Source organism: Mycobacterium sp. Root265 (assembly GCF_001428895.1).
Classification (GTDB): domain Bacteria; phylum Actinomycetota; class Actinomycetes; order Mycobacteriales; family Mycobacteriaceae; genus Mycobacterium.
In genome coordinates this window covers 265,719-281,509 of record NZ_LMJA01000030.1, presented here as the reverse complement: position 1 = coordinate 281,509, position 15,791 = coordinate 265,719, and the positions used below count along the sequence as shown (strand labels likewise).

Here is a 15,791-nt window from a genome sequence, read left to right as displayed (position 1 = left end):
TCACCGGTGCCATGCTGCCGTAAGTCCGCCATTTCGGCAGGCCACTCGCTCCGCTTTGGGGGATTGGCACCCCCGCTGGTAACCTGGACAACCGCTGCCCGTTGCCGGGCCAAAGACTTACGTATCCAACCGACGTTTTACGAAGGAACTACACGCGTGGCCAACATCAAGTCGCAGGAAAAGCGCATCAAGACCAACGAGCGCCGTCGACTGCGCAACCAGTCCGTCCGGTCGTCGCTGCGTACGGCTGTGCGCGGGCTGCGCGAGGCCATCGACGCCGGTGAGAAGGACAAGGCCGGCGAACTGCTGGTCGCGACCAACCGCAAGCTGGACAAGGCTGCCAGCTCGGGCGTCATCCACAAGAACCAGGCCGCGAACAAGAAGTCCGCGCTGGCGCTGGCCGTCAACCAGCTCTGATCTCTTCCGCACACCCGCGCGTCGACGCTCCGCCGTCACGCGCGGGTTTTTGCGTGTCCGGGCTCAGTCGGTAGCGAGTTCGGCGACCTTGCGCACCGCGGCCTCCAGCGCGTAATCCGCGTCGGCCGCCGCGCCCTTGACGTCGGCGTTCAACGACGCGACCACCCGCAGTGCCTCGGCCACCCGGTCGGGCGACCAACGCCGCGACTGCTTCTGCGCCTTCTGCACCCGCCACGGCGGCATGCCCAGTTCCCCGGCCAACTGGTACGGGTCACCCCGCATCGGGCCCACCCTGGCGATGGTGTGCACCGCCTCGGCCAGCGCATCGGCGAGCACCACGTGGGGTTCTCCGCTGAGCATCGCCCACCGCAGCGCCTCCGCCGCCCCGGACACGTCACCGAGGACGGCCTTGTCGGCGATGTCAAAACCTTTCACCTCGGCCTTGCCCTGGTGGTACTGGCGCACCGCTGCGGCGTCCACCGTGCCGTCGGTGTCGGCGACGAGCTGTGAGCACACCGCCGCCAGCTCCCGGATGTCCGAACCGACCGCATCGAGGATCGCCGAGACGGTGTCATCGTCGACCTTCACCTTCAGCGACCGGAACTCGCGGCGCACGAAATCGGCGCGTTCGGCGGGCTTGGCGATCTTCGCGCACGGATGCACCTGAGCACCAAGCTTTTTGAGCTGGTCGGCCATCGCCTTGGCGCGTCCGCCGCCGGAGTGCACCACGACCAGCTGGGTGCCCGGCGGCAGGTCTGCTGCCGAGCTGACGATCAGCGACGCCGCCTCCTTGCCCGCCTCACCGGCGGATTCCAGCACGACCACCCGCTCATCGGCGAACAGCGACGGGCTCAGCAGCTCGGCGAGCTCGCTGGTGCTGACCTCACCGGCGCGCAACCGGTCCACCGGGACATCGACCGTGCCGGCCTTCTTCCGGGCTGTTTTCAGCACGCCGGCCACCGCACGCTCGACGAGCAGTTCCTCATCGCCGAGGACGAGGTGCAATTCCGCGGTGTCGGTCACCCAAGGATCGTTTCACGCCGCGGCGACAACACCGGAGAGGGTCCAGGCCAGCAGACAACACGCCGCGCCGGCACTCAGCATCCGGCCCCACCGCCGGCGCCAGCTCAGGATCGCCACGATGCTCACCGTGGTGACCAATGCCATGCCGGCGGCGCCGGACGGAACGGTGACCGACGCCCCCGGCACCGCGGCGATGCGGTGCGCCACCGTCAGCAACCACCACAGCTCCGGCCCGGTGAACCGGATCAGCAGGCCCGCACCCGTCGGCGAGAACGCCGACAGTGCTGCCGCGGCGGTGCCGATCACCGTGATCGGCGGGACCACGGCGGCCACGACCAGATTGGCCAGCACCGCGAGCACGCTGAACCGACCCGAGATCCCGGCGATCAGCGGGGCGGTGACCAGCTGAGCGGCCAGTGCGATGCTCACCGCCGCCGCCAGTGGTGTGGGCCACCCGCGCTCGATCAGCCGGGCCGACCACATCGGGGCGACCACCACCAGGGCTGCGGTCGCCACCACCGACAACGCGAAGCCGGCGTCGACGGCCAACTGCGGGGCCACCGACATCAGCGCGATGACGCTGGCCGAGAGCACCGGGATGGCCTGCCGCCGGCGGTGGGTCAGCACCGCCAGCAGCGCGATGCCGCCCATGACGGCCGCGCGCAGCACGCTCGCCGACGGTTCGACCACGACGACGAACCCGATCAGCACCACCAATGCCAGCAGCGCGGCGAGCCGGGGGCCGATCACCGCGGCCGACAGCAGGGCGGTGCCGCACACGATGGTGACGTTGGCGCCCGACACGGCGGTCAGATGGGTCAGGCCCGCGACCTTGAAGTCGTCGACCGTCGTCGCCGTGACCGCCGACATGTCGCCGAGCACCAGGGCGGGCAGCATCGCGGCCTGATCGGCGGGCAGCACCCGGCGGGCCGTTTCGGCGAATTCCGAGCGGATGTGCCCGGACAGCCGGCGCACCCTCGGTACGGCTCCGAGCGTCGGCTCACCGATCGCGGTGAGCACCGCGACGCTGAGATCGCGCCGCAGTGGACGACCGATGCGGGCCCGGAAGGTGGCCGGGCGGCCCACGGTCAGTGCGGCGAAATCCGTCACCGGCGCGAAGACGAGCACCATCCCGCTCAGCGGGCTGCCGTCGAGCTCGCGTAACCCGGCCCGAAACATGATGCGGCCCTGCCCCAATGAGCGCGGTGACTCCGTGGGGACCACACCGACGGTGGCGGTGTGGCCGTGGCGTGCGGCAATCGGGTGCTGCCGCACGTCGTGGGCACGCATCGCGATCGACAGGCCGAACGCCGTGCCGATCACCGCGACCGCGGCCACCCCGGCCACCCCCAGCCGGATCCCGCGCCGGGCGCACCACCGTCCGGCCAGCGCCGTCGCCGCGATGGTGCTGACCACGATCGCCACGATGACCGAGGGTGAGAAGAGGATTCCGGCGGCGGTCACCGTCCAGCTGGTCACCGCGGCGGGGACCAGCCGGATATCCACCTGGCGTTCTTCGGGGTTCACACATCGACCAGGTCACGCAGCTTGTCCAGGCGCGCCGGACCGATGCCGTCCACCTCGCTGAGTTGGTCGACGCTGGTGAACTTCCCGTTGGCCTCGCGCCACGCGATGATCGCCGCGGCGGTGACCGGGCCGACCCCGGGCAGCGCGTCGAGATCCGCGGGGGTCGCGGTGTTCAGATCGACAGGTCCCCCGGGCACAGCGGTTGCGGCCGGTGCCGCCGGGGCGGCTTGCTCGGCCGGAGTCGCCGAACTCACCGAACTGCCCATCGGTGACGGCGATCCTGCCGGGGCGGCCAACCCGACAATGATCTGTTCGCCGTCGACCACGCGGCGCGCCAGATTCAGCCCGACCAGATCCGCGCCGTCCACCGAGCCACCGGCGGCCTCCAGCGCGTCGGCTATCCGGTCCCCCGGCGTCAGCGTCACCAGTCCCGGCGTGTTGACCAGACCGACGACGCTGACCACCACCGGCCCATCCGGTGGCGCCGGCGGTCCGGGGGTGGCGCTCGCCGAGGAAACCATCTGCACGGCAGGAAGATTGGCCGAGGAGACCGGCGGCGGAGAATCGCGCATCACCGTGAACACCGTCACCAGCACGGCGATGATCCCGACGCCCAGCAACGCGATCACACCGGCGCGACCCGGATCGGCCCGCAACGCACCGAGCCAGTCCCGCGCGGAGCGACTGTCACCGTCGGGCAGCCACCTGGCCAGGGCGGTGTCCGATTCTTCCTCCGGCACTTCGGTTGCCGCGTCGCGGTCGGTGCCGATGCGCCGCGTCAGACGCTGTGCAGGCGATTCGGTATCCATGAGCCGACGGTAGGCATCTGGACCGACCTACCGAGCTCGTCGCCGGCCGTCACGGGTCAGGCTGTGGATGAATCCGGCATTGTGAATGAGCGGCACCGATTTGCCTCCGATTCGAACAACGAATGAGGCGCAGACCATTAACTGAGGCCAGGCGTGCACATCCCGGCACGACACGGATCAGGGACCGGGAGCCGCCGGCGTGGCGCGCCTCGCCGCAACGCCGCCGCGTACGCTTCTGCACGCGCGAATTCGTGCGTCTGGGCGTCGAAACGGCTGTTACATTGAAAATGATCAACACCGTCAAATTGCGGGAGAGGCTCGCCTATGCCCGACGATGACCATGCTTCGCGGGTCATCGTGGTGGGAAGTTCCGCAGGTGGCCTCGACGCCCTGAAGCAGTTGCTCGGAGCCGCGCATCCGGGGCTGGGATGGTGCTTCGTCATCGCGCAGCATCTGGCGCCGGACGACACCAGTGCCCTGGCGTCCCTGCTCACCCGGTCCACCTCGCTGCGGGTCGTGGAAGCCACTGACGGACTTGCGCTCGGACCGGACATGGTGTTCGTGACTCCACCCAGGACCGACATCACGGTCAGCGCGACCGCATCGAACGCCATCACCGTGAACCTCGTCGCGCCCGACGAAGATCGCCGTCCATGGCCGAGCATCGACCGGTTGTTCATCTCGGCCGCGCTTGCCCTCGGCGAAGAAGCCGTGGCCGTGGTGCTGTCCGGCACGGGTGAGGACGGCGCGGCCGGGGTGGAGGCGGTCACGGCTGCCGGGGGCGTCGTCATCATCCAGGATCAGGCCAGCGCAGCGTTCGGCTCGATGCCCGGTGCCGCGTATGCCACCGGGTCGACAGACCTGCAGTTGCCACCGCACGACATCCCGGCGGCGCTGGCGAACATCCTCACCGTTCACCCGTCCTCTGCCGGAGAGGTGCAGCCGGAGCGGTCCACCGGGGTGGCACTCGACGATTCCGCGGTCGAAGCGGCGATCGTGGCGTTGCATTCGGCGACCGGCATCGACTACTCCGGTTACAAGAGGACCACCGTGCGCCGGCAGATCGAGCGGCGCCAGCGGATCGCCGACCAGACACCTGCCGACTACGTCCTCGGCCTCGCCTCGGACCCCGCCGAGGCGGCGATGTTGAGTCGCGGCATCCTGGTCGGTGTGACGGCCTTCTTCCGCGATGCGCCGGTATGGGAAGCGCTGTCGGTCCTGCTCCGCGAAGCTGTCGGCGAGCTCCCACCGAACACCCAACTGAGGATGTGGGTGCCCGGGTGTGCCAGCGGCGAGGAGGCCTACACGGTTGCCATGCTCGCCGCCGACGCACTGGACGCCGGCCCCGGCGATCTTCCCCGGCGACTCAAGATCTTCGCCACCGACCTGGACGAACGTGGTCTCACGGCGACGCGGCGAGCGCGTTATTCGGAAGAATCGGTCGCAGCGGTACCAGCACCACTGCGCGACCGTTGGATGCGCTCGGTCGACGGCGAGTGGGAGGTGTCGCCGATTCTGCGGGAATGCGTCGTGATCGCCACGCACAACGTCGCATACGACCCACCATTCCCACGGCTGCACCTGATCTCGTTGCGTAACACCATGATCTACTTTCAGCCGCACCTTCAGGACCGGGTGCTGCGACTGTGCCAGTTCGCCCTGTTGCCCGACGGGTTGCTCATCCTCGGCAAATCCGAACAAGTACCGCAAGTGGATTCGCTGTTCTCCGCTACGGGCGACGGTCACCGCATCTACCGACGCCTGGAATCCGCGACACCGGCACCTCTCCCCCACGGGCGCTATCAAACGGCGCTGCCCGCACCGAACGCTGCAGTCGCCTTGCCGCGCCACGCCTACAACCCCGCCATGTACCGCAGGCTGTTGCGCACCTTGGCGGCACCGTCGTTGGTGCTCGACGACGACGACACGCTCATCGAGGTGATCGGCGACGTATCCGATTGGTGCGCACTGGGCGAAGGGCGTCACTCGGGTCATGTCACCGAGATGTTGCGTGAGCCCTACCGGTTGGCGGTGCGCACCATGCTCAGCCAGATCCGGCAGGGTGCCGGCACCGCGGCCTTACGCCGGGTCTCGACGGGTGCTGACGGCTCCGTCGAGGTCAGCCTCATCCCGGTGCTCGCCGACGGGATCGGCGCGGTGATCAGCTTCCGCGCGGCGGCACTCCAGACGTCCGAACCACCGGTGGTCATCGACCCGGACTCCTCACCGCTCAGTGCGGCGCTCGAAGCCGCTCATGATGCGCTGCAGGCCACCATCGACGATCTGAGCCACTCCAACGAAGAACTACAAGCGCTGAACGAGGAACTACAGGCCAGTTCCGAAGAATTGCAAGCCACCTCCGAGGAGGCGCAAGCCACCAATGAGGAACTCGAGACGGCGAACGAGGAACTCACCACCCTCAACCAGCAACTGGAGGCACGCGGCGCCGAACTCAGCAGCGCCAACACCGATCTGGAGAACATCCAGGCCTCGATGACCAGCGGGCTGGTCATGGTGGACCACGAGCTGCGAATCGTGCGGTACAGCCCTTTGGCGGTGCGGGTGTTCTCCCTGATTCAGGAGGATATCGGCCGCCCACTGCCCTCTGTGCCCACCACGATCGCGGTGCCCAGCCTGGCGATGGACCTACGTGAAACCATGGCCACCAGGGCATCACGACTCATCGAGCTGAACGACGAGACCCGCGATTTCCTGCTGCAACTGCAACCCTATACGGGCTCGTCGGGCGAGGTGCTCGGTGCACTGGTGGTGGTCATCGACGTCAGCGACATCGCGCAGGCCCAACGCGAACGGGAACACGCGCTGGCGAACCTCGAGACGGTCGCCGAATCCGTACGCGAACTCGTCTGGCAGCGCGATGATTCCGGCGCGCTGATCTATGTCACCAAAAGGGTGGAAGACATCTACGGACTGGCTCGGGAACGCGTGCTGGCGGACCCTGGACTGCTGACTGCCGCAATACATCCCGCTGATCGAGACCGAGTGGCTGCAGCCATGGCGAGCACCGACCGCCGCTGGCAACTCGAATACCGAATCATCCGGCCCGATGGCACCATTCGCTGGATCGATGAGTCTGCGATCCACACCGACAGCGCGGTCCACGGCGTCCCGTCGATCACCGGAAGTGCGCTCGACGTCACCGACCGGCATCGTCTGCAGTCGGCTGCCGCCGGTCGAACCGCCGTCCTGGAAGCATTGTTGAGCACCGAGACCGTCGGCGTGCTCGTGCTCGACGCCGACGATCGCGTCCTGCAGGCCAGTGGATCGGTCGGCGCGATCATCGGGTACTCACCCGAGGCGATGATCGGAACCCCACTGAACGTGCTCCTCGAACACGACCCGGCCGCATCGCTGCTCGCACCGTCCACGACCGGCCTGGCCCTCGATGCGCGACGGATCCTCGGCCCGGAGGGCACGTACCGGGCGGTGAGCATCGAGACGGTCGCTGTGATCACCTCCGACGCCGCGGACCCGGACACTGTGCCCGCGCGGGTTGCCCTGCTGCACGACGCGACCAGATTGCGCCAGGTGAGTGCCGACCTCGCCGCGCGCGAACAGTTCGATCAGCAGACCGGGCTCTTGACTCGAACGTACTTCCGTTCGCGTACCGACGAATTGGCATCTTCGGGCACGTCGGGCTTTGCCGTGCTCTGGATCGACCTGGACGGATTCAAGGCGATCAACGACCGCTTCGGTCACCGCAGCGGAGACGCGGTGCTGGCAACAATCGCCGGCCGGCTGCAGCGCGCTGCACGTCGCCACGACGTCATCGGGCGACTCGGCGGCGACGAGTTCGCCATGCTCATCACCCACGTCGATGATGTGAACAGCATCGAGTCACTCGTCCACCGGATCTCCACTGCCGTGCGGGAACCCGTGGCCATCGACGGTGTGCTGGCCTATGTGTCGGCATCGGTGGGCATCGCCGTGCACGCGCAGGACGGTCGTACCGCTGAGGAACTTCTGGACAATGCGGATACCGCCATGTACGCGGCCAAGAGCCAGGGCGGTGACCGGCATGCCTATTTCACCCAGGACATGAACGACCGTGCCGACGAGCGCGCCGAGTTACGCCGCGAGCTGGCAGGGGCGGTGCGCGCCGGTGACTTCGAATTGCACTACCAGCCGGTGATCGACGTGGAAACCGGCCAGCTCGCCCATGTCGAAGCACTGTTGCGATGGCGCCGAGGTAGTGAACTGGCCACCGCCGATACCTTTATCACGCACGCGCTGGATACCGGCCAACTGCGCGCTATCGGCCGAATCGTACTCAAACTGCTCGATGCGGACATCACCCGTCTGCACCATCGCCTCGGCGAGAGCCAACCCCTGATGGCGGTAAACCTCTCGGGTGTCGAACTCGAGGAGCGCGACACCGCCGAACGGCTGCTGACCTGGAATCCCGCGGGCGGGTTCGAACGCGTCATCGCCGAGGTTACCGAATCGGTGCTGCTGGCTCCCGAGGGGCGGGCGATCCACACCCTTTCGGTGCTCCGCCGCCTTGGCGCGACCATCAGTGTCGACGACTTCGGAACCGGTTATTCCAATCTGGAAACCCTCGATCGTCTTCAGCCGGACATCATCAAGGTGGATCAGTCCATGATCCAGCGAGCCGTCGAGGTCGGCGGCCGAGCCGCCAAAATCCTTACGGCCTCAGTGCAACTCGCTCATGCTATGGAGGCGAGGGTCGTCATTGAAGGTATCGCCGACGAGCACATGTGGACCTACGCCAAAGAACTCGGCGCCGAGCTGGCACAGGGTTATTTTCTGGCCGCGCCGATGCCGCTGGCAGCGTTGATCGACTGGATCGAGTCTCGACCGACCTAGTCGCCGTGCGAAGCGAGCACCGCGATCTGTGCGGCCTCCGGGCCGTCGATCAGCAGGTAGGTCACCGCGACCCGGCCCAGCTCGGCACCGTCGGCGTCGTGGCGCACGAACGCTCCCCGGTACAGCGCCGACGTACCGTTGAGCACCGTCACCTCGGCATTGGACAGCGTGGTGTGGTGATAACGCTGGGCACGTAACCCGTCGACCTGGCCCTGGATCACGGCGGCGAGCTGGTCGCTGGTGGCCAGGCTGATCGCGCCCTCATCGGTGGTGAGGGTCAGTGGGACGGCGTAGCAGTCCAGCAGCGCCGAGATCGAGCGTTCGCCACGCACGGCCGCCGCGAACACCGCGAGGTAGTCGTCGAACCAGCGTTGCACCGAACCGGTATCCAGAGCCATCCCACGATCATTTCACCCTTTTCCGGACCGCGGTGAACACTGTCGGAATAGTGTTCACGCCATGAGTGAGACTCCCCTCCGCGTCATCCAGTGGACCACCGGAAACATCGGCACCCGCTCGCTGCACGCCATCATCGGTCGCGACGACATGGAACTCGTCGGCGTCTACGCCCACGGGGCAGACAAGGTCGGAGTCGATGCCGCCGAACTCGCCGGCTGGCCGACCCCGACCGGCGTCAAGGCCACCAACGACATCGACGCGCTGATCGCCCTCAAGCCGGATGCCTGTTGCTACAACCCGCTGTGGCCCAGCGTCGACGAACTCGTCGCGCTGCTCGAGGCCGGCGTCAACGTCTGCTCGAGTGCGGCCTGGATCACCGGCGGCAAGCAGACGCCCGAGGATCTGGATCGCATCAGAAAGGCCTGCGCGGCCGGTAATTCGACCATTTTCGGCAGCGGCGCACACCCGGGCATGACCAACATGGTCGGCATGGTGTTGTCGGGCTCGTGCGAGCGGGTCGATGAGATCAGGATCACCGAGTCGGTGGACTGCTCGACCTACGAATCCGCGGAAACCCAGACCGCCATGGGATTCTCGCAGGACCCGGACACCCCGGGGCTGGCCGAGAGCGTGCGCCGGGAAAGTGAGGTGTTCGCCGAATCCGCAGCAATGATGGCCGACGCGATCGGCGCGAGGTTGGACCGGATGACCTTCGACGTCACCTTCACCGCCGCGACCGGCGACTCCGACCTCGGTTTCATGACGATCCCGAAGGGCACCGTCGCCAGCGTGCTCGGCTATCACCGCGGCTGGGTCGGCGACCGCAATGTCGTCAGCGTGGGGTTCAACTGGACGATGGGTGACCATGTCACGCCGCCCAAACCGCTTGAGCACGGCCACGTCATCCAGGTGTTCGGCCTACCGAATATGCGCACCGTATTGCACTGCCTGCCGCCGAAGGACTGGACCGAACCGGGATTCATGGGCCTGGGCATGATCTACACCGCCATGCCGGTCACCAACGCGGTGCCCGCGGTGGTCGCCGCCGCCCCGGGCATCGCCACCCTCAAGGATCTGCCGCCGGTGACCGGTCGCTTCGCCGGCTAGGTCTCGGCGAGGCTGACGCACGCACCGACGGCGCCGGCACCCACGTGGACGGCCAGCACCGCACCCATATCGCGCACCGTCAGCGACTCCAGTTGCGGTAGCCGCGCGGTCAGCGCCGCACCCAGCTCGGCGGCGCCATCGTGGTTGTCCACGTGGTGCACGGTGATCGAGGCGGAGCGCTCCCCCACCACCTCGGCGATCGAATCCACCATGGCGGCATGCGCTTTGGACACGGTGCGTACCCGCTGCGCCAGCACCAGCCGGCCGTCGACGTCCAGGTGCAGCAGCGGCTTGACCGACAACGCGGTGGCCAGCCAGGAGGCCGCGGTGCCGATGCGCCCGCTGCGGCGCAGGTTGTCCAGGCGGTGCACGACGATGAACACGTGCCCCCGTGGGACGGCGGCGCGGGCCGTGGCTTCGACGGCGTCGAGTTCGGCACCGGCCGCGGCCGCGCGCGCCGCGGCCAGTGCGACGGACCCGACCCCCATGGCCGCCGACCGGGTGTTCACCACGCGCACAGCCGAACCGAATTCCCTGGCGGCCGCCGCGGCGGAACTGAACGTGCTGGACAGTGCCGCCGACAGATGTACCGCGACCACACCGTCACCGTCGCTGTCGGCCAATGCCTCCCGGTAGGCCTGCGCCAGGTCTGCCGGTGAGGCCCCCGAGGTCGTCACCTGGCTGCGGTCGAACACGTCGTTGGGAATGTCGTCGATGCCGTCGCGCAGGTCGAGGTCGTCGACGAGGACATGCAGCGGCACCTGGCGGATCGACCACTGCTTGAGTTCGTCCAGACTGAGCCGTGACGACGAATCCGTCACCACCTGGACGGTCATGACCGGTCGGAGGTGTCCGGTTGGTACGCACCGGCTTCGGCGAGACCCTTGAGCATCAGGTCGGCCACCGCGGCGTGCGCTTCGAAGTTCCAGTGGATGCCGTCGGGGTTGCCCCGCCCGCTCATCACTTCCGCACCGACGGCGGCCTTCAGATCCACCACGGGCACCTGATGCTCGTCGGCCCAGCCGGTGATGGCCTTGACGATGGGCTCACGCCACCGGTGCGAATTGCCGTAGGTCTCGGCGATGTGCACCGAGGGAATGGTGGCGACCACGGGCAACCCGGGTCGGTTGAAATCCAAGGCGGCCCTGGTCATTTCCAGGTACTCCACGCTGAGGTGCGGGGGCAGCGCCGGTCGCGCCACCGGGGACAGTCGCGGCTGGAGCCAGCCGTAACCGTCGCGGGCCCACCGGCGCAGGAACGGCGGCCGGACGTAACGGATCAGTTCGCGCACCGCGGTGGGCAGCGGCGAGGGCAGCGAATCCATGCCGCAGGTCGCGAAGATCACCGCTCCGGCGCGCGGCAGAGCCGCCCAGGAACGCGGGTCCTGGGTGGCCGCCCACCACACGTCGCGGCAGGTCCACCCGATCCGGCCGATCAGTTCGACATCCCAACCGAGTTGCTCGGCAACGATATTCGGCCAGATCCTGGGATCGTCGGCGGGCAGTCCGCCGGTCGGGCCGTAGTAGGACAGCGAATCGCAAAAGACCAGCAGTGTATTCCGGCGGGGGCTGTCAGAGGACATCGTTGGCCACCTGCGCCGAGGCGTTCCACACGTCCAGGCGCCACTTGATGGTGTCGCCCACATCGTGGCCGGACAGCTGCGCCCAACTGGCATTGCCCATACCGCCCAGCACCGGCCAGTTGTCCACCGGCAGATCCAGTAGTGCGGCCGTCAGCGCGGCGATCAGTCCGCCGTGCGCCACCAGCACCACCGGGCGGTCGGGCTCGTCTGCACCCCAGCCCGGCTGCGCGGCAAGAATTTCAGTGACCAGCGGGACGCTGCGCTGCGCGACGTCGACCCGGCTCTCACCGCCGTGCGGGGCCCACCGGGCGTCATCGCGCCAGGCCAGCCGGGCACCCGGCGCCACCGCGTCGACATCGAGGTGGGTCAGGCCCTGCCAGTCGCCCAGATGGGTTTCGCGCAGGCGTTCATCGACGGACACCTCGACGCCGGATCGCTCGCCGAGTGCGGTGGCGGTGTCCAGGGCACGACGCAGATCCGAGGACACGATGACCAGGGGCTGGCGCTTGGCCAGCACCTCGGCCGCCGCATTGGCCTGCTCGCGCCCCAGGTCGGTCAGATCGGTGTCGAGCTGGCCCTGCATCCGGCTGCCGGCGTTCCACTCGGTCTGGCCGTGGCGCAACAGCACCAGCCGGCGCACGCTCACTCGCCGTCCTGCGGCGCGTCACCGGCTTCGAGATCCACCGGCACGACCGGGCAGTCCCGCCACAACCGCTCCAGCGCATAGAACTCGCGCTCGTCGGTGTGCTGGACGTGCACCACGATGTCCACGTAGTCGAGCAGGGTCCAGCGCCCTTCCCGGGTGCCCTCGCGGCGCGCGGGCTTGTGCCCGGCGGCGCGCATCTTGTCCTCGATCTCGTCGACGATCGCGTTGACCTGACGTTCGTTGGACGCCGAGGCGATCACGAAGCAGTCGGTGATGACCAACTGCTCGGATACGTCGATGACGAGGACGTCGTTGCCGAGCTTGTCCGCGGCGGCGCGGGCAGCGACGGTGGCCATCTCGATGGCTTCCTGGGTGGCGGTCATGAAGGTGTCTCCTGTTCGTTGTCCCCGGTCGCTGCGCCCCTGCCCGCCGATGCGGGGTAGAGGTTGCGTTTGGACACGTACTGCACGACACCGTCGGGCACCAGGTACCAGATGGGCCGGGACTGCTGGGCACGCAGCCGGCAGTCACTCGACGAGATCGCCAATGCGGGTACCTCCACCAGGGTGAGGGCGTTTTCGGGCAGTTCCTTCATGGCCTCGGCGATGTGCTCGCCGTCGAGTTCGTAGCCGGGCCTGCTCACCCCGACGAAACGGGCCAGGGAGAACAGTTCCTCCCAGTTCTGCCAGGACAGGATCGAGGCCAGCGCGTCCGCGCCGGTGATGAAGTAGAGGTCGGTGTCGGGATTCTGGGCGGCGAGATCGCGCAGGGTGTCCTTGGTGTAGGTGGCGCCGCCGCGTTCGATGTCGACCCGGCTCACCGAGAACCGCGGGTTGGCCGCGGTGGCGATGACCGTCATCAGGTAGCGGTCCTCGGCGGCGGTGACGTGGCGTTCGCGCTTCTGCCAGGGCTGCCCGGTCGGCACGAAGACGACCTCGTCGAGCTCGAACTGATCGGCCACTTCACTGGCAGCCACGAGATGTCCGTGATGCACGGGATCGAACGTCCCACCCATCACACCCAACCTGCGCCGTGCTGCCACGAAGAGCCAGCTTACGGCAGGGTTCGGGGCCGCTCGAACGTGCCGACGGGTCAGACCGGCAGCAGGGCGTCGATCACCGCGGCAAGCTGCTTGGCCGACCGGCATTCGTGCATCGGGATCAGGTCGGTGTAGCGCGGGACGGCGGAGTCGCCGCTGCCCCACAGGTGCCTGGGTTCGGGGTTCAGCCAGTGTGCGTGCCTGCTGGCGTTCACCATCCGGGTCAGCAGCTCGGTCTCGGGGTTGCGGTAGTTGTTGCGGGCGTCACCGAGGATGAGCAGCGAGGAACGCGGCGACAGCACGTTGGGGAAGTTCTGCGCGAACGACACGAACGCGTGCCCGTAGTCGGAGTGCCCGTCGCGGGTGTAGACGCCGGCCTCGCGGGTGATGCGCTGCACGGCGACGGCCAGGTCGGCGTCCGGCCCGAACATGTGGGTCACCTCGTCGGTGGTGTCGATGAAGGCGAACACCCGTACCCGAGAGAACTGCTGGCGCAGTGCCGACACCAGCATCAGCGTGAAGTGGCTGAAACCGGCCACCGAGCCCGAGACGTCACAGAGCACCACGAGTTCCGGCCGGGCCGGGTGTGGCTTCTTGAGGACGACTTCGATGGGTACGCCGCCGGTCGACATCGACTTGCGCAGCGTCTTGCGCAGATCGATCTGGCCGTGCGCGGACCGCCGCCGCTTGGCGGCCAGCCGGGTGGCCAGCGTGCGGGCCAGCGGCTGAACGGTCTTGCGCATCTGGCGCAGCTGTTCACCGGAGGCGCGCAGGAACTCCACGTTCTCGGCGAGCTGCGGCACACCGTACATCTGCACGTGGTCGCGGCCCAGCTGTTCGGCGGTGCGCCGCTTGGTCTCGGCCTCCACCATCCGGCGCAGCTGCGAAACACGCTGCGCGGCCATCGCTTTGGCGATCTCCTCCTGGGTCGGAGTCGGTTCCTCGCCGTAGGGCGCGAGCAACCCGGCCAGCAGGCGTCCCTCCAGCTCGTCCAGCGCCATCGCCTTGAGTGCCTGATACGACGAGTACGAGGGGCCGCGGCTGGAGTTGTACCGGCCGTAGGCCTCCACGATCCGGGCGATCATGGCGGCCAACCGGTCGTCGAGGTTCTCCAGATCGCTGTCGGAGCCCAGCATGTCGATCAGTGCCGCGCGCATCGCCTCGATGTCCTCGGGCGGCATCCCCTCCGGGCCGGCCTCGGGATCGGGTTCCTCGTCGATCACGGTCCGCGCGCCGTACGCGGCCGGCCACCACAGGTCGAACATGGCGTCGTAGGTGTCGCGATGGTCGGCGCGGCGCAGCACCGCGCACGCCAGGCCTTCGCGCAGGGCCTCCCGGTCGCCCAGCCCGAGCACGGTCATCACCCGGCCGGCGTCCACCGTCTCCGATGGACCCACCGCGATGCCCACACCGCGCAACGCCTCCACGAACTCCACCAGGTGTCCGGGGATTCCGTTGGGGGCCAGCGGCTGCGGCGGGCGGGTCCGGCGGGAGACCATCAGTTCAGCCTGAGCTCGCCGGCCGCCTTGACCTGATCGGACTGGTGCTTGAGGACCACTCCGAGCGTCGCCGCGATCAGTTCGTCGTCGATGGTGTCCATGCCCAGTGCCAGCACCGTGCGGCCCCAGTCGATCGTCTCGGCCACCGATGGCACCTTCTTGAGCTGCATGCCGCGCAGCACACCGATGATCCGCACCAGCTCCGAGGCGATGCGCTCAGGCAGCTCGGGCACCCGGGACAGCAGGATGCGCCGTTCCAGATCGGGGTCGGGGAAGTCGATGTGCAGGAACAGGCAACGCCGTTTGAGCGCCTCGGACAACTCGCGGGTGGCATTGGAGGTCAGCAGCACGAACGGGGTGCGTTCGGCCTTGATGGTGCCGAGTTCGGGCACGGTGACCGCGAAATCGGAGAGCACCTCCAACAGCAGGCCCTCGATCTCGATATCGGCCTTGTCGGTCTCGTCGATGAGCAGCACGGTCGGCTCGGTGCGCCGGATCGCGGTCAGCAGCGGACGGCTCAGCAGGAACTCCTCGCTGAACACGTCGGTCTTGGTCTGGTCCCAGTCGCCGGTGCCCGCGGTTCCGGCCTGGATCCGCAGGATCTGTTTGGCGTGGTTCCACTCGTAGAGGGCACGTGCCTCGTCCACGCCCTCATAGCACTGCAGGCGAACCAGTTCCGATCCGGTGGTCTGCGCGACGGCGCGGGCCAGTTCGGTCTTTCCGACGCCGGCGGGACCTTCCACCAGCAGCGGCTTACCGAGCCGGTCGGCCAGGAAAACGGCAGTGGCGGTGGCCTTGTCGGGTAGGTAGCCGGTTTCGGCGAGCCGCTTGGCGACATCGTCGATATCGGCGAACAGCGGGGCCGGGCGGGCAGGGAGGCTCACATGTTCTCTTT

General features: G+C 68.0%; 14 protein-coding genes. 3 read left to right on the top strand and 11 right to left on the bottom strand.

What is annotated here, in order from left to right:
- Nucleotides 1-156: 156 nt before the first annotated feature.
- Entirely contained in the window at nt 157-417 is a 261-nt protein-coding gene (gene rpsT / locus ASE48_RS23890; RefSeq protein ID WP_057169636.1) for a 30S ribosomal protein S20, read from the top strand.
- A gap of 63 nt (nt 418-480) precedes the next feature.
- Here rpsT and holA read toward each other — a convergent pair whose 3' ends face one another.
- The 3 genes from holA to ASE48_RS23875 are packed head-to-tail and all read right to left on the bottom strand — an operon-like array spanning nt 481 to nt 3,776.
- Nucleotides 481-1,422 carry a DNA polymerase III subunit delta gene (holA, locus tag ASE48_RS23885; RefSeq protein ID WP_162264271.1) on the bottom strand — a complete coding sequence of 314 codons (942 nt, stop codon included), beginning with the start codon at nt 1,420-1,422 and terminating at the stop codon, nt 481-483.
- A 30-nt stretch (nt 1,423-1,452) separates the two neighbouring features.
- Nucleotides 1,453-2,967: a ComEC/Rec2 family competence protein gene (locus ASE48_RS23880; RefSeq protein WP_057169634.1), complete on the bottom strand. Its 1,515-nt coding sequence runs from the start codon at nt 2,965-2,967 to the stop codon at nt 1,453-1,455.
- Nucleotides 2,964-3,776, bottom strand: a complete 813-nt coding sequence (locus ASE48_RS23875; protein ID WP_057169633.1) for a ComEA family DNA-binding protein — start codon at nt 3,774-3,776, stop codon at nt 2,964-2,966. Before ASE48_RS23875 ends, ASE48_RS23880 begins: the two co-directional genes overlap by 4 nt.
- A gap of 324 nt (nt 3,777-4,100) precedes the next feature.
- Here ASE48_RS23875 and ASE48_RS23870 point away from each other — a divergent pair, with 324 nt between their 5' ends.
- Nucleotides 4,101-8,624, top strand: coding sequence for an EAL domain-containing protein (locus tag ASE48_RS23870; protein ID WP_057169632.1), 4,524 nt, complete (start codon nt 4,101-4,103; stop codon nt 8,622-8,624).
- Here ASE48_RS23870 and ASE48_RS23865 read toward each other — a convergent pair.
- Nucleotides 8,621-9,022: a DUF6841 family protein gene (locus ASE48_RS23865; protein ID WP_057169631.1), complete on the bottom strand. Its 402-nt coding sequence runs from the start codon at nt 9,020-9,022 to the stop codon at nt 8,621-8,623. The genes ASE48_RS23870 and ASE48_RS23865 overlap by 4 nt on opposite strands.
- Before the next feature lie 61 nt (nt 9,023-9,083).
- On the opposite strand from ASE48_RS23865, the gene ASE48_RS23860 reads away from it, so the two are divergent.
- Nucleotides 9,084-10,130, top strand: coding sequence for an NAD(P)H-dependent amine dehydrogenase family protein (locus tag ASE48_RS23860; protein ID WP_057169630.1), 1,047 nt, complete (start codon nt 9,084-9,086; stop codon nt 10,128-10,130).
- Here the strand turns inward: ASE48_RS23860 and ASE48_RS23855 are convergent.
- From ASE48_RS23855 to ASE48_RS23825, 7 genes are all read right to left on the bottom strand, one after another.
- The gene (locus ASE48_RS23855) at nt 10,127-10,966 is read right to left on the bottom strand and encodes a DegV family protein (RefSeq protein WP_057169629.1); all 840 of its coding nucleotides are present in this window, start codon (nt 10,964-10,966) and stop codon (nt 10,127-10,129) included. The two genes, ASE48_RS23860 and ASE48_RS23855, sit on opposite strands and share 4 nt — an antisense overlap.
- Nucleotides 10,963-11,712 carry a diglucosylglycerate octanoyltransferase gene (octT, locus tag ASE48_RS23850; protein ID WP_057169628.1) on the bottom strand — a complete coding sequence of 250 codons (750 nt, stop codon included), beginning with the start codon at nt 11,710-11,712 and terminating at the stop codon, nt 10,963-10,965. The genes ASE48_RS23855 and octT overlap by 4 nt, the downstream gene beginning before the upstream one ends.
- On the bottom strand, nt 11,702-12,358 hold the full coding sequence (gpgP, locus tag ASE48_RS23845; RefSeq protein ID WP_057169627.1) for a glucosyl-3-phosphoglycerate phosphatase: 657 nt from the start codon (nt 12,356-12,358) through the stop codon (nt 11,702-11,704). The genes octT and gpgP overlap by 11 nt, the downstream gene beginning before the upstream one ends.
- A complete protein-coding gene (gene rsfS, locus ASE48_RS23840) occupies nt 12,355-12,741 on the bottom strand; it encodes a ribosome silencing factor (protein ID WP_057169626.1) in 387 nt (128 codons plus the stop codon). Before rsfS ends, gpgP begins: the two co-directional genes overlap by 4 nt.
- Nucleotides 12,738-13,382 carry a nicotinate-nucleotide adenylyltransferase gene (gene nadD, locus ASE48_RS23835; protein WP_268766334.1) on the bottom strand — a complete coding sequence of 215 codons (645 nt, stop codon included), beginning with the start codon at nt 13,380-13,382 and terminating at the stop codon, nt 12,738-12,740. The genes rsfS and nadD overlap by 4 nt, the downstream gene beginning before the upstream one ends.
- 68 nt (nt 13,383-13,450) lie before the next feature.
- Complete coding sequence (locus ASE48_RS23830) at nt 13,451-14,896, bottom strand: vWA domain-containing protein (RefSeq protein ID WP_057169624.1); 1,446 nt, start codon at nt 14,894-14,896, stop codon at nt 13,451-13,453.
- On the bottom strand, nt 14,896-15,780 hold the full coding sequence (locus ASE48_RS23825; protein ID WP_057169623.1) for an AAA family ATPase: 885 nt from the start codon (nt 15,778-15,780) through the stop codon (nt 14,896-14,898). Before ASE48_RS23825 ends, ASE48_RS23830 begins: the two co-directional genes overlap by 1 nt.
- Nucleotides 15,781-15,791 lie beyond the last annotated feature (11 nt).

Coding starts and splice junctions, on each gene's coding strand:
- ASE48_RS23875 (WP_057169633.1), bottom strand. CDS start 3,776: ATGGATACCGAATCGCCTGCACAGCGTCTGACGCGGCGCATCGGCACC.
- ASE48_RS23860 (WP_057169630.1), top strand. CDS start 9,084: ATGAGTGAGACTCCCCTCCGCGTCATCCAGTGGACCACCGGAAACATC.
- octT (WP_057169628.1), bottom strand. CDS start 11,712: ATGTCCTCTGACAGCCCCCGCCGGAATACACTGCTGGTCTTTTGCGAT.
- ASE48_RS23870 (WP_057169632.1), top strand. CDS start 4,101: ATGCCCGACGATGACCATGCTTCGCGGGTCATCGTGGTGGGAAGTTCC.
- ASE48_RS23855 (WP_057169629.1), bottom strand. CDS start 10,966: ATGACCGTCCAGGTGGTGACGGATTCGTCGTCACGGCTCAGTCTGGAC.
- ASE48_RS23830 (WP_057169624.1), bottom strand. CDS start 14,896: ATGGTCTCCCGCCGGACCCGCCCGCCGCAGCCGCTGGCCCCCAACGGA.
- rsfS (WP_057169626.1), bottom strand. CDS start 12,741: ATGACCGCCACCCAGGAAGCCATCGAGATGGCCACCGTCGCTGCCCGC.
- ASE48_RS23865 (WP_057169631.1), bottom strand. CDS start 9,022: ATGGCTCTGGATACCGGTTCGGTGCAACGCTGGTTCGACGACTACCTC.